Here is a 13,487-nt window from a genome sequence, read left to right on the forward strand (position 1 = left end):
GATTCGGGGAACCTGCCGTGCGCGTCGCGCGCGGCGCCGCAGGCTCCCTATCGTTTTTTGTCCGCGATCGCCCGCGCGCCGCCGCCGGCCGCGGCGATCGCATCCAGGTTCAGCGCATTGGGCGGGCGTCCGGCATCGGCGCCGACGCCCAGCGCGGCGAGCAGGTTGTCCACCGCCAATGACACCATCGCACGGCGCGTGGCGACGCTGGCGCTGCCGATGTGCGGGGTCAGCACCACGTTGCGCAGCGCCAGCAGTTCCGGGCGGATCGCCGGCTCGCCTTCGAACACGTCCAGCCCGGCCGCGGCCAGGCGCCCGTTGGCCAGCGCGGCGGCCAGGGCGATCTCGTCGACCAGGCCGCCGCGGGCGATGTTCACCAGCGTCGCGGTCGGCTGCATCTTGGCCAGCGCGGCTGCATCGATGACATGGTGCGACTGCGCGCTGTAAGGCAGTACCAGCAGCAGGTGGTCGGCGCGCGCCAGCAACGCGTCGAAGCCGACGTATTCGGCGCGATGCGCGCGCTCGACCTCGGCCGGCAGGCGGCTGCGGTTGTGGTACAGCACGCGCATCGAGAAGCCGGCGGCGCGGCGTGCGATGGCCTGGCCGATGCGGCCCATGCCGAGGATGCCGAGAGTGCTGCCGTGGACATCGGCGCCGAGCATGGTCTGGAACGACCACTGTTGCCACTGCCCCGCGCGCAGCCAACGCTCGGCCTCGCCGACGCGCCGCGCGGCGGCCATCAGCAGGGCGAAGCCGAGATCGGCGGTGGTCTCGGTGAGCACGTCGGGGGTGTTGGTGGCGACGATGCCGGCCGCGCTGAGCGCGTCCAGATCCAGATTGTTGTAGCCGACGCCGACGTTGGCGATGGCACGCAGCCGCGGCGCGCCGGCGATCTCGGCGGCGCCGATGCGTTCGTTGAGGGTGACCAGGGCGCCGTCCAGCGGCGCCAGTGCCGCGGCCAGCGCCTGCGGCGAATACTTGGTCACGTCCGCGGTGGTGGTCAGCGCGCAATACTCGCCCAGCCGTGCGACGACGTCGTCGAACAGCGGCTGGCTGACCCACACCCGCGGCCGCGACTCAGCCATCGCCACCGCCGGGGATGCGCGGCGTCACCGTGCCGACGTCGCCGCATTGCGCGCGGTGGCGCAGCGCCTGGTCCATCAGCACCAGCGCCATCATCGCCTCGGCGATCGGGGTGGCACGGATACCGACGCAGGGGTCGTGGCGGCCGGTGGTGATCACGTCCACCGCCTGCCCGTCCACGTCCACCGTGGCGCCGGGCAGGCGCAGGCTGGAAGTGGGCTTGAACGCCACCGAGACGACGACCGGCTGGCCGGTGGCGATGCCGCCGAGCACGCCGCCGGCGTGGTTGGACTGGAAGCCGTCCGGCGCGATCAGGTCGCGGTGGTCGGTGCCCTTCTGGGTGACCGCGGCGAAGCCGTCGCCGATCTCCACGCCCTTGACCGCGTTGATGCTCATCATCGCCGCGGCCAGCTCGCCGTCGAGCTTGCCGTAGATCGGCTCGCCCCAGCCCGCCGGCACGCCGTCGGCGACCACGGTGACCCGCGCGCCGATCGAATCGCCGGACTTGCGCAGCGCATCCATGTACGCCTCCAGCTCCGGCACCTGCGGCGCATGCGGCCAGAAGAACGCGTTGTCCTCCACCGCGTCCCAGGCGAAGCCCTGCGGCAGCAGCGGCCCGAGCTGCGACAGGTAGCCGCGCACGCGCACGCCGTAGCGCTGCGCCAGCCACTTCTTGGCGATCACGCCGGCGGCCACGCGCATGGTGGTCTCGCGCGCGGACGAGCGCCCGCCGCCGCGCGGATCGCGGATGCCGTACTTCTGCCAGTAGCTGTAGTCGGCGTGGCCGGGGCGGAACTGCCGGGCGATGTCGGTGTAGTCCTTGCTGCGCTGGTCGGTGTTGCGGATCAGCAGGCCGATCGGGGTGCCGGTGGTGCGGCCTTCGTAGACCCCGGACAGGATCTCGATCTCATCGGCCTCGCGCCGCGCCGAGGTGTGCCGGCTCTTGCCGGTGGCGCGGCGCTGCAGGTCGTGGGCGAATTCGCTGGCGTCCAGCTCCAGCCCTGGCGGGCAGCCATCGACCACGCAGCCGATCGCCGGCCCGTGCGATTCGCCGAAGGTGGTGACGGTCAGCAGCGTGCCGAAACTGTTCGCGCTCATGTCGCTGGCGTCACCGGTCCGCGGCCAGCGCGGCGATGCGCGCGTGGTGCGCCAGCAGTTCGCTGCGCTCCACCGCGAAGATGCCCATCTGCCCGACCTTGAACTCGACCCAGGCGAAGTCCACTTCCGGCAGCAGCTGCGCCAGCGCGCGTTCGGACTCGCCGACCTCGCAGATCAGCAGGCCGTCCTCGCTCAGGTGCGCCGGCGCGTCGCGCAGGATCTTCAGCGCCAGGTCCAGCCCGTCGTCGCCCGCGCGCAGGCCCAGCTCCGGCTCGTGCGCGTATTCCGGCGGCAGCGCGTCGGTCTCGGCGTGGGTGACGTAGGGCGGATTGGTCACGATCAGCTCGTAGCGGCGCCCGCCCAGCCCGGCGAACAGGTCGGACTTGACCAGTTCGACGTTGTCGGCCAGCAGCCGCTCCTTGTTCTCGGCGGCCAGGCTCAGCGCGTCGTCGCTGATGTCGACCGCATCCACCTGCCAGTTCGGGTTGTAGTGCGCCATGGCGATGGCGATGCAGCCCGAGCCGGTGCACAGGTCCAGCGCGCGCTCGACCGGACGGCCGGCCAGCCACGGCTCGAAGCCGGCCTCGATCAGCTCGGCGATCGGCGAACGCGGCACCAGCGCGCGCGCATCGCTCTTGAAGCTGAGCCCGGCGAACCAGGCCTCGCCGGTAAGGTAGGCGGCAGGGATGCGCTCGGCGATGCGGCGCTCGAACAGCGCCAGCACCTGCGCCTTCTCCGGCGTGGTGACCCGCGCGCTGCCGTAGGCCGGGCCGAGGTCGTGCGGCAGGTGCAGCGCGTGCAGCACCAGTTGCGTGGCCTCGTCCAGGGCGTTGTCGTAGCTGTGGCCGAAGCTCAGCCCGGCGGCGTTGAAACGGCTGGTGCCGTAGCGGATCAGGTCGATGATCGTGTGGAGTTCGGCGGCCGCGTCGGCAGTCATGGCAACAGGCAAGGCAATGTGGCCCCCGATTATAGAGGCCCGGCCGCTATGATGAGCGTTCGTTGCATGGGAAATCAGTATGTTCAACCGCACCTTCGGCATCGTCCTGGTGGTTGCCCTGGCCGCCGGCCTGGGGCTGCTGCTGGCCCAGAAGTACTTCGGCGGCAGCGCCGCCCCGGCCTGGCCGGAGACCCGCACGGTGCGCATGTACCCGCAGCCGCGCCCCCTGCCCGACTTCCACCTGCGCCAGACCGACGGCACGCCGCTGGTGCCGGGCGAGCTCAAGGGCCACTGGACCCTGGTGTTCCTGGGCTTCACCGCCTGCCCGGACGTGTGCCCGACCACCCTGGCCGACCTGGCACGCGCGCAGAAGCAATGGGAGACCCTGCCGGACACGCTGCGCCCGCGCGTGCTGTTCGTCTCGGTCGACCCGCAGCGCGACACCCTGCCGCGGCTGGGCGAGTACGCGCACGCCTTCCACAAGGACACCATCGCCGCCACCGCCGACGTGCCCGAGCTGGAGCGCTTCGCCACCGCGCTGGGCTTCGTGTTCCAGAAGGTGCCCGGCAAGCACTACGCCGAGAACCCCAACGACTACAGCATGGACCACTCCGCCGCGATCGCGGTGCTCGACCCGCAGGGCCAACAGGCCGGGCTGATCCGCCCGCCGTTCGATGCCGCGGCGATCGCCGCCGACCTGCAGGCCCTGACCAAGGCCACCGCCCCATGAGCCTGACCACCCGCCTGACCTACGTGCTGCCGCACCGGCTGCTGTCCTCGCTGGCGCGGCGCCTGGCCTACTCGTCGCGGCCCGGGCTGAAGCAGTGGCTGATCGACACGGTGGTGCGCCGCTTCGGCGTGGACCTGAGCGAGGCCGCGCAGCCGGACGCGCACGCCTACCCGACCTTCAATGCCTTCTTCACCCGTGCGCTGAAGCCGGGCGCGCGTGTCGCCGATCCCGATCCGCAGGCGCTGCTGATGCCGGCTGACGGCCGCATCAGCCAGCTCGGCCGGATCGAGGACGGGCGCATCTTCCAGGCCAAGGGGCAGTCGTTCACCGCTGCCGAACTGCTTGGCGACGACGCCGCGGCAGTGCCGTTCGCCAATGGCCTGTACGCCACCGTGTACCTGTCGCCACGCGACTACCACCGCGTGCACATGCCCTGGACCGGCACCCTGCGCGAAACCGTGCACGTGCCGGGCCGGCTGTTCAGCGTTGGCACCGACGCGGTGCGCACCGTGCCGCGCCTGTTCGCGCGCAACGAGCGCCTGGTCTGCCATTTCGACACCGACTTCGGCCCGATGGTGTCGGTGATGGTCGGCGCGCTGCTGGTGTCCGGCGTGGAAACGGTGTGGAGCGGCGTGGAGATCCCACGCTACGCCGACCGCATCACCCGCAAGGACTGGCGCGGCAAGGGCATCACCCTGCAGCGGTTCGAGGAGATGGCGCGCTTCAACTACGGCTCCACCGTGATCGTGCTGCTGCCGCCAGGCGTGGCCGCGTTCGATCCTGCGCTGGCGGCGGAATCGCCGGTGCGACTGGGGCAGGCGCTGGCCCGGCTGGTGCACTGAGGTGTGAAAGGGCCGCGCTGCGGCCCTTTCTTTTGACGAATGCCTCTGCGGGTGGGAAGTGCCTTTGTGGGAGGGACTTCAGTCCCGACGCATTGGCGGTGACAGACCGCAGGCTCCCGACGGATTGCCGAAAAGCGACGCACCCGACACTGCGGCCGCCTCACCCTCATCCGGCGCTGCGCGCCACCTTCCCCCGAAAAGGGGGCCATGGTCCCGGAGGGAGAAGGGATTGGATCGCGCTTGGGTCTCGCAACTGGTGTGCAGCGACTGCCCCACTGTGGGAGGGACTTCAGTCCCGACGCATTGGCGGTGACAGACCGCAGGCTCCCGACGGATTGCCGAAAAGCCACGCACCCGATACTGCGGCCGCCCCTACCCTCATCCGGCGCTGCGCGCCACCTTCTCCCGAGGGGAGAAGGAGTCACGGCGCCCCCTACTTCTCGCAGCCCACCAGCTTCAGCGACTGACCCGGCTTCAACGCATAGCCCGGTGCACGCAAGCCATTCGCCTTGGCCAGTTCCTTCAGGTCGCAGTCGTGGCGGTCGGCGATCCGCCCCAGGGTGTCGCCCTTGGCCACGCGGTAGTTGCGCACCTGCTTCTGCTTGGGCTTGGCCGGCGCGGGGCGGCCAGTGGCCACCGTGGTCGGCACGCCAGCGACCGGGCTGACGTCGCCCACCGCCACGTTGCCGGTGAGGTCGGCCGCCGGCGCCGGGCTGCCGCTGCGCACCGCGGCGGTGACGTCGGCGGTGATCAGCGCGCGCGCCAGGTCGGCGCGCGGGCCGCTGACGCAGTAGCGGTTGTACAGGCCGACGATCTTGGTGGTGGCGTTGATGGTCACCCCGGCCGGGATCCAGCCGTCCGGCTCGTAGCGCGGGTTGAGGTTGCGCAGCGCGCGCATGTAGCCGTCGCGGGTGCCGTCGCTGCCCAGGCAGATGGTCAGTTCGTAGATGGTGGTGGACTTGGCCAGGCGCAGCGTGGCCGGCTGCGCATTGATCTTGGGGAAGGCCACGCCGTACTGCTGCGGGTGCAGGAAGATCCACGCCGCGGCGATGACCATCGGCACGTAGTCCTTGGTCTCGGCCGGGAACTGGTTGTAGACCGACGCATCCCAGAAGCTGCGCCCCGGCATCTGGTTGAACACGCGCGCGGCGCGGCCTTCGCCGCCGTTGTAGCCGGCCAGGGCCAGTTCGACGCTGCGGTTGAGTTCGGCCATGCGCTCGTTGATGTAGACCGCGCTGGCCTCGGCAGCGCTGCGCGCGTCGTAGCGGGTATCGAAACCGGTGCCGTCCGGACCCAGGCCGAAGCGGCGCCCGGTGGCCGGCATGAACTGCATCAGCCCGGCGGCGCCCACCCGCGAATTGGCGTGCACGCGGCCGTTGGATTCCTTGGCGATGATGCCGAACAGCAGCGCTTCCGGCAGGCCGCGCTTCTCCCACTCCGGCCACATGACCGCGCGCAGGTTCTGGTAGTTCTCGTAGCTGCTCATCAGCGCCGGGCGCATGTCGGTGAGCCAGCGGCGGATGCCGGCCTGCACCGCCGGGTTGTACTCCACCATCGAATCGAAGGCGTGGCGCTTGTCGTTGAGCAGGCGCGCCGCGCGCGCGGCTTCCGGCACGTCCGCGGCGAGCGGGCTGATGTGGTCGGGGTCGGCCTGCAGCGGCGCGGAATCGTCGTCGGCGGCATCGGTGTCGCTGGCCTGGCCCTGCGCGTCGGCCTTGGCCTTGAGCAGCCGCTTGTACGCGCCCAGGTAGGTGCCCACCTCGCAGCCGCGCTGCTTGATGCAGGCCTGGATCACGTCCTCGATGTCCTCCAGCGCGGCGTCGCTTTCCTGGGTGCCCTTGGGGTCGCTGTTGCCGACCAGCACCATGGCGTCGTTGTAGCGCTTCTCGGCGGCGGCCAGGCGCTGGTCGAGGATGGCGATGGCGGCCTGGTCGCGGGCGGACACGCGGGCATGGGCGGCAGGAGCGGTGCAGGTCAGCGCCACGGCAGCCGCGACGGGCCACGCGTGGGTGAAGCGGAACGGAAGGGGCATGGTGGGACGCGGCGACGGAAAGGCCGCAGGGTAGCCCCCGCCGTCACATGGCGGCAAGGTCGCCGCAGCCGCGACCCGGCCCGCGGCGGGCCGACGTTCATGGCCGGCGGGCATCCTGCGCTGCACCATGGGCATCGTGCGCCAGCCCGTGCGGCGCCGCTCGCGGCAGCACACGCCCGCGCTGCCGCGGCGAACGGCCAAACACGGCAAAGACCGGTTTCCGCGGGCGATGCCGGACCTTGCGGGGCGGCGCGTGCGCGCCCAGGGCAACGCCCACGCGTTCGGCCATGCCGAGGACGCTCTAGAATCCGGGCATCTCATTGCGGACCCCGATATGGACCCGATCCTGCTAGGCAAAGGCGTGACCGACGACATCGCGGTGCTGCTGCAACCGCGCCTGGGCAATCGCCACGGCCTGGTCGCCGGCGCCACCGGCACCGGCAAGACCGTGACCCTGATGACCCTGGCCGAAGGCTTTTCGCGGATCGGCGTGCCGGTGTTCCTGGCCGACGTCAAGGGCGACGTGGCCGGCCTGGCGATGCCGGGCGACGGCAGCGAGAAGGTGCTGCAGCGCGCCAGGGAGATCGGCGTGACCGACTACGCGCCGGCCGCCAACCCGGTGGTGTTCTGGGATCTGTACGGCCAGCTCGGCCACCCGGTGCGCACCACCGTCAGCGAGATGGGTCCCACCCTGCTGGCGCGCGTGCTGGAACTCAACGACACCCAAGCCGGCGTGCTCGACATCGTGTTCAAGCTGGCCGACGACCGCGGCCTGCTGCTGCTCGACCTGGACGACCTGCGCGCGCTGCTGGCGCTGGTGGTGGAAGAGCGCAAGGACATCTCCACCGAGTACGGCCTGGTCAGCGCGCAGTCGGTGGCGGCGATCCAGCGCGCGCTGCTGCGCCTGGCGCAGGACGGCGGCGAAGGCTTCTTCGGCGAACCGGCGCTGGACCTGGCCGAGCTGATGCGCACCGCCCCCGACGGCCGCGGCACCATCAACATCCTCGCCGCCGCGCAACTGGTGCTCAAACCGCGGCTGTACTCGACCTTCCTGCTGTGGCTGCTGTCGGAACTGTTCGAGCGGCTGCCGGAAGTGGGCGACCTGGACAAGCCCAAGCTGGTGTTCGTGTTCGACGAGGCGCACCTGCTGTTCGACGATGCGCCGCCGGCGCTGGTGCAGCGCATCGAGCAGGTGGTGCGGCTGATCCGCTCCAAGGGCGTGGGCGTGTACTTCTGCTCGCAGTTCCCGGACGACGTGCCCGACAGCATCCTCGGCCAGCTCGGCAACCGCGTGCAGCACGCCCTGCGCGCCTACACGCCGCGCGACCAGAAGGCGGTGCGCACCGCCGCCGAGACGTTCGTGGCCAATCCCAAGCTGGACGTGGCCAAGGCCATCTCCCAGCTCGGCACCGGCGAGGCGCTGGTGTCCACGCTGCAGAACAAGGGCGTGCCGGCGCCGGTGCAGCAGACCCTGATCGCGCCGCCGCGCTGCCGCATGGGCGCGATTTCCGACGCCGAGCGCGCGCAGGTGCGCGCCGGCAGCCCGGTCGGCACGCGCTACGACACCCCGGTCAACCGCGAATCGGCGGCAGAAATGCTGGCGCATCGTGTCGAGCAAAGCGCCGACCGCAGCGCCGCGCCGCCAGCACGCACCCGCGAACAGGACGAGGCGCAGGACAGCGGCTTCGGCCAGGCGGTCAAGGACGCGGTGTTCGGCACCAAGCGCCGCCAGGGCATGCTGGAGGCGATGGCCAAGCAGACCTCGCGCACCATCGGCAACCGCATCGGCCAGCAGATCGTACGCGGCATCTTCGGCAGCATCTTCGGCGGCAAGCGTTGAGCGCAGCCGACGCCGAAGGAAGCTCCAGCATGGACAGGAACGCGATGAGCGCCTTGCAATGATGTCGCGGCCAGACAAGCTCACAACGCTCCAGGGACGATGCCACTGCGGCTGCCTGACCGTCGAGTTCTCGACGGATCAAGCGGCCGAGGACATCCGTCCGCGCGCCTGCGACTGCAGCTTCTGCCAGAAGCATGGTGCGGCATACGTTTCCGACCCCGCCGGCACACTGCGACTGACGGCCACGCATGCCGAGGCCGTACATCGCTATCGCCAGGGCGCAGAGGCCGCCCAATTCCAGCTGTGCCGCCAGTGCGGGGTGCTGGTCGCGGTCACGTTCGAGCATCAGAGGCGGCTTTACGGTGCCGTCAATGCCGGCTGTCTGAACAAGACGCCGGCGCTGGGGGCCGCAGTGCCGGTGTCCCCGCAATGGCTGGACGCCGAGGCAAAAATGGCCCGATGGCGGCAGGCGTGGGTGCCGGACGTGCAATGGGTCATCGCTGACACCTGAGCATGCCTGCCGCACACCGTCGCCACCAGCGATCGACAGGCCCGGCGTGCAGAACGCTGGATTCGCGGTTAGGCGCGGCCTTCGATCCTGGCGATGCCACCCGCAGAAACAAAAACCGATAAAGCTACGCTAGGCCAGCAGCCCGTGCAGCTTGGCGTACTGCAACAGCATGATGGTCTTGGCGTCGGCGATCTCGCCGGTGTCGATCATCGCCAGCGCGGCATCGAGCGCCAGCTCCAGCACCTCGATCTCCTCGCCCTCGGCAGCCAGGCCACCGCCGGCGCCGACCTTGTCGCGGTCGACGTACTCGCCCACGAAGAAGTACAGCCGCTCGGTCACCGAGCCCGGGCTCATGAACGCCTCGAACACCTTGCGCACGTTCTCGATCCGGTAGCCGGTCTCCTCTTCGGTCTCCTTGCGGATGCAGGTCTCCGGATCGTGGCGATCGAGCAGGCCGGCGCAGGCCTCGATCAGCATGCCGTCGGGGTTGCCGTTGAGCAGGGTCGGCAACCGGAACTGGCGGGTCAGCATCACCGTGCCCTTGGCGCGGCTGTACAGCAGGATGGTCGCGCCATTGCCGCGGTCGTAGGCCTCGCGGGTGAGCGCCTGCCAACTGCCGTCGTGGCGCTGGAAATCGAAGCTGACCTTGCGCAGCACGTACCAGTTGTCCGACAGCACTTCGATGTTGGTGACGCGCACGCGCGGGTTGGCGGAAACGAAGGAAGAATCCAAACGAAGCTCCAAGGGGGAATGGGGAATGCGCAGCGCGTGGGCAGGACCATCGGCATGGCATCGCGCCGTCCACGTGTGGGCGCAGTGTAGCGAGCCGGCGCACGGCGACGGCGGCGCGGAACGCGCGTTGCGCAGTCGACCACACAACGGCGGCGTGGCACCCCACGGCCCCACCACAGGCTTGCCCGGCGGCCCCGATTGCGCCCGCCGCGGCCGACCCGCACAATCGTCACACTTCGTAGACAGGGGGCGTCATGGAAGACCGTCGTCGCGCGGGCGCACGCCGCGCACATCGCAGCACACCCGAGCCGTTCTGGGCGCGCACCCGCGCCATCGCGCTGTATCCGCTGCACGGCGGCGCGCTGTACGCGCTGATCGCGCTGACCCTGTGCAGCCTGCTGGGCATGCTGCCGGGCATCGGCTGGATCCTGAGCATCGTCACCAGCCTGGCGATCTACAAGTATGCCTTCGAGATCCTGCGGCACACCGCCGACGGCTACCTGGACGCGCCGGAACGCGGGTTCGACATCGGCGACGGCGTGGTCGTGCGGCTGTTCGCGCTGATGATCGTGCTCGGCGTAGCGGTGTTCGCGGCGCTGCTGCTGACCGGGCCGGTCGGCGGCCTGCTGATGCTGCTGGCGGTGGTGCTGCTGCAGCCGGGCTTCCTGATTTCCCTGGCGATGGACGGCAGCCTGCGCCGTGCGCTGAACCCTGCCGTGTCGATCGGCCTGGCGCTGCGCATCGGCTGGCCGTACCTGGCCGCGTTCGGCCTGCTGTTCGTGATCCAGGCCAGCGCGCTGGGCGCCGCCGCCTGGCTGCAGCGCGCGCTGCAGCCGCTGGTCGCCGACCTGGCGGTCACCGTGGTGACGATCTGGGGCCTGTTCGCCGCCTTCCACCTGATGGGCTACCTGGTCTACCAGTATCACGCGGTGCTGGGCTACGAACCGGCCGCCGACGCGGCAGGTGCGTTCGCCCGGCACGACCCGGACCAGCGCGTGCTCGACGAGGCCGAACAGCTGGTGCGCGACGGCCACACCGAGGACGCGCTGCAAGTGCTGCGCAGCGAAGTGCGCACCCGCGCGGTGAGCCTGGGCGTGCACGAGCTGTACCAGCGCCTGCTGCGCGGCAGCACCCGCCACGACGAACGCCGCGAGCATACCCGCCAGTACATCCACCGGCTGCTGCAGGAAAAGCAGGAACGCCGGGCACTGGCGCTGCAGCGCGAGGCGCTGGACACCGATCCCGACTTCGCGCCGCTGCTGCCGGAACAGGCCACGCTGCTGGCCGAGCGCGCGCAACTGGCTGGCCAGTTCCGGCTCGCCGCCGACGGCCTGCAGGCCGCGCTGCGCGCCTGGCCGAAGGCGCCGGAACGCAGCGTCTGGTCGCTGCAGGCCGCCCTGCTGCTGGCCGAACGCTTCGGCGAGGACGCGCAGGCCCGCGACCTGCTGGAGGACGCGCTGAACCGCTGCGACGACGAGATGCAACGCAGCAAGCTGCAGGCGGCGTTGCGCGCGGTGACGATCGCGCCGGTCTAACGCCGATCGCGCACGGCGCGGGTGCGGGACACGCCAATGTGCCCCGCTTCCGCACTGGGCCGCGCCCTCAGGCGTTGGCGAGCAGGAAGCGCGCCTTGTCCGCCTGCGGCAGGTCCGGGTAGCGCGCGACCAGCGCCTGTAGCACGCGTCGCCACTCCGCCGTGGCCTGGCGTTCGCCATGGCCCAGCGCCAGCCGGAACCAGGCCTGCGCCTGCTGTTCGCGGGGCGAAACCGCATCCTGCGCCAGCAGCGTTTCCGCCTCGGCCAGCATCCCCAGCGCCATCCAGCGCACGAATACCGCCGCACGCGTCGGCGCATCCAGATCACCGGCCGCTGCAAGCACTGCCGCCTGCTGCTGCGCCTCCTGCACGGACGGCGCCGCCAGATGCAGCACGTCCAACGCACGCAGCCGCGCCGTCGCGGCCTGGCCGGCGTTGGCGGCCAGGCGATAGCGCGCCAGTGCCACATCGAAGCGCTGTGGCGCCTCCGCCGCCAGCGCATCCAGCAACGCACCGGCCTGGACGTGTTCCATCCGCCCCAGATGCGCCTGCGCGCGTTCCCAGCGGTCGTCGGCCGGTGCGTCGCCAGCGTCGTGCAGGAAGGCCTCGCGGGTCTGTCCGGTCGCCACCAGCACGGCACCAAGCAGCGCGCCGACCACCAGCCCGCCGGCATGCGCGTCGAAACCGATGCCGGCATCGCCATTGCCCAGCAGGTTGTACAGCTCCCAGCCCAGCCACAGCGGCAACAGCACGATGGCCGGCGCGCGCACGTAGTCGAACAGCACCGCCACCCAGTAGAAGAAGCGCACCGGACGCCGTCCCCACACCACGCAGAACGCGCCCATCAGCGCGGCGATGGCGCCGGACGCGCCGAGACCGGCGCCGGCCTCGCCCCAACGCCACCACAGGCTGGCCGCGCTGGCGCCGAACGCACCGAGCAGGTACACCGCCAGGAACCGCCAGCCGCCGATCGCGCCCTCCAGCAGCGTGCCCAACGCCAGCAGGAACAGCATGTTGCCGATCAGGTGCATGGCGTCGGCGTGCAGGAACGCGGCACTGAGCATGCGCGCCAGCGCCCATTCCGAACTGCGCTGCACATGGCGCAGGGTGAACACGCGCTGCAGCAGCGCGTCGTAGTGCGCGCGCAGCGGCGCCCAGGCCTGTTGCGCAGCGGCGTCCGCGAAGGCGCTGCCATCGCGCATGGCCTGCACGAACCGCACGTCGTGCAGGGTGACGGCACCGACGAAGGCGGCCCGCTCCGCGGCCGGCATCTGCTGCAGCTGCACGAGCGGCGCGCGCTGACCGCTGCGTTCCAGGTAGCGCGCATAGGCCGGCGCTTCCAGCGCGCCGAGTCCGGCGTCCGTGTAGTAGCGCTGCGCCTGCCGCAACGGCGTTGCGTCCTGGCGCTGCCAGCCGACGTAGACCGCGACGTTGAGCAGGATCAGCAGCAGCGTGACCAGCGGGAGGTTGTCCCGCGACAGCGGCTTGTGCAGCGGCAGGATCAACATCGGGCGACGTCCATGTGCGGGGCGGCGCCAGCTTCGGCCATCGCCTGCGGGTGCGCAAGCCGCAGCCACGCGCTAGCATCGCCACCCCGCTCCACCACAGTCGCACGATGAGCCGCTGGCGTCCCCCTGCCGAAAAAAGCACCGCCCTGATCACCCCGGAAGGCCATGCCCGGCTCAAGGCCGAGCTGGACGAGCTGTGGCGGGTGCGCCGCCCGGAGGTGGTCAAGGCGCTGGCCGCGGCGGCGGCCGAGGGCGACCGCTCGGAGAACGCCGAGTACACCTACCGCAAGAAGCAACTGGGCGAGATCGACCGCCGCGTGCGCTACCTGAGCAAGCGTCTGGAAGCGCTGCGCGTGGTCGCCGAGGCGCCGTCCGACCCGCAGGCGGTGTTCTTCGGCGCGCACATCGAACTGGAGGATGCCGACAGCGGCGAGCTGCGCCGCTACCGCATCGTCGGCCCGGACGAGACCGACGCGGCGCGCGGCTGGATCAGCATCGATTCGCCGCTGGCGCGGGCGCTGCTGAAGAAGCGCGTCGACGACGAAGTGGAAGCGCAGCTGCCCGGCGGCCGCCACAGCTTCGTGGTGGTGGCGGTGGACTACGCCGCGCCGTAAGCGCGCGGCGCCGTGGCGCCACGCAT

General features: G+C 70.9%; 12 protein-coding genes. 6 read left to right on the forward strand and 6 right to left on the reverse strand.

Annotated elements, in window-relative coordinates; genetic code table 11:
• Positions 1-47: 47 nt before the first annotated feature.
• From PG878_RS14130 to prmB, 3 genes are read right to left on the reverse strand one after another with little or no spacing between them, the layout of a single operon-like run.
• Entirely contained in the window at positions 48-1,085 is a 1,038-nt protein-coding gene (locus PG878_RS14130; RefSeq protein WP_209031871.1) for a 2-hydroxyacid dehydrogenase, read from the reverse strand.
• Positions 1,078-2,181 carry a chorismate synthase gene (aroC, locus tag PG878_RS14135; protein ID WP_209031872.1) on the reverse strand — a complete coding sequence of 368 codons (1,104 nt, stop codon included), beginning with the start codon at positions 2,179-2,181 and terminating at the stop codon, positions 1,078-1,080. Before aroC ends, PG878_RS14130 begins: the two co-directional genes overlap by 8 nt.
• Before the next feature lie 10 nt (positions 2,182-2,191).
• A complete protein-coding gene (prmB, locus tag PG878_RS14140) occupies positions 2,192-3,118 on the reverse strand; it encodes a 50S ribosomal protein L3 N(5)-glutamine methyltransferase (protein WP_153751851.1) in 927 nt (308 codons plus the stop codon).
• A gap of 79 nt (positions 3,119-3,197) precedes the next feature.
• Between prmB and PG878_RS14145 the strand changes: the two genes are divergently transcribed.
• The gene (locus tag PG878_RS14145) at positions 3,198-3,848 is read left to right on the forward strand and encodes an SCO family protein (RefSeq protein ID WP_209031873.1); all 651 of its coding nucleotides are present in this window, start codon (positions 3,198-3,200) and stop codon (positions 3,846-3,848) included.
• Positions 3,845-4,690, forward strand: coding sequence for an archaetidylserine decarboxylase (asd, locus tag PG878_RS14150; RefSeq protein WP_209031874.1), 846 nt, complete (start codon positions 3,845-3,847; stop codon positions 4,688-4,690). The genes PG878_RS14145 and asd overlap by 4 nt, the downstream gene beginning before the upstream one ends.
• Before the next feature lie 433 nt (positions 4,691-5,123).
• On the opposite strand, the gene PG878_RS14155 is transcribed toward asd, so the two are convergent.
• Positions 5,124-6,722 (reverse strand): transglycosylase SLT domain-containing protein, encoded by a 1,599-nt coding sequence (locus PG878_RS14155; RefSeq protein ID WP_209031875.1) that lies wholly within the window; start codon positions 6,720-6,722, stop codon positions 5,124-5,126.
• A gap of 334 nt (positions 6,723-7,056) precedes the next feature.
• On the opposite strand from PG878_RS14155, the gene PG878_RS14160 reads away from it, so the two are divergent.
• Together PG878_RS14160 and PG878_RS14165 are read left to right on the forward strand one after the other, a co-directional pair.
• The gene (locus tag PG878_RS14160) at positions 7,057-8,562 is read left to right on the forward strand and encodes a helicase HerA-like domain-containing protein (RefSeq protein WP_209031876.1); all 1,506 of its coding nucleotides are present in this window, start codon (positions 7,057-7,059) and stop codon (positions 8,560-8,562) included.
• A 58-nt stretch (positions 8,563-8,620) separates the two neighbouring features.
• Entirely contained in the window at positions 8,621-9,073 is a 453-nt protein-coding gene (locus PG878_RS14165; RefSeq protein ID WP_209031877.1) for a GFA family protein, read from the forward strand.
• 129 nt (positions 9,074-9,202) lie between these two features.
• Here the strand turns inward: PG878_RS14165 and nudK are convergent, their stop codons facing one another.
• The gene (nudK, locus tag PG878_RS14170) at positions 9,203-9,805 is read right to left on the reverse strand and encodes a GDP-mannose pyrophosphatase NudK (RefSeq protein ID WP_209031878.1); all 603 of its coding nucleotides are present in this window, start codon (positions 9,803-9,805) and stop codon (positions 9,203-9,205) included.
• Positions 9,806-10,059: 254 nt separating this feature from the next.
• Between nudK and PG878_RS14175 the strand changes: the two genes are divergently transcribed.
• Positions 10,060-11,340, forward strand: coding sequence for a hypothetical protein (locus PG878_RS14175; protein ID WP_209031879.1), 1,281 nt, complete (start codon positions 10,060-10,062; stop codon positions 11,338-11,340).
• Positions 11,341-11,407: 67 nt separating this feature from the next.
• Here the strand turns inward: PG878_RS14175 and PG878_RS14180 are convergent, their stop codons facing one another.
• On the reverse strand, positions 11,408-12,847 hold the full coding sequence (locus tag PG878_RS14180) for a rhomboid family intramembrane serine protease (protein ID WP_209031880.1): 1,440 nt from the start codon (positions 12,845-12,847) through the stop codon (positions 11,408-11,410).
• 107 nt (positions 12,848-12,954) lie between these two features.
• Here PG878_RS14180 and greB point away from each other — a divergent pair, with 107 nt between their 5' ends.
• Positions 12,955-13,461 carry a transcription elongation factor GreB gene (gene greB, locus PG878_RS14185; protein WP_209031881.1) on the forward strand — a complete coding sequence of 169 codons (507 nt, stop codon included), beginning with the start codon at positions 12,955-12,957 and terminating at the stop codon, positions 13,459-13,461.
• Positions 13,462-13,487: the final 26 nt, after the last annotated feature.

The sequence above is a fragment of the Xanthomonas hawaiiensis genome (genome assembly GCF_031834635.1).
GTDB classification, from domain to species: Bacteria; Pseudomonadota; Gammaproteobacteria; order Xanthomonadales; family Xanthomonadaceae; genus Xanthomonas_A; species Xanthomonas_A sacchari.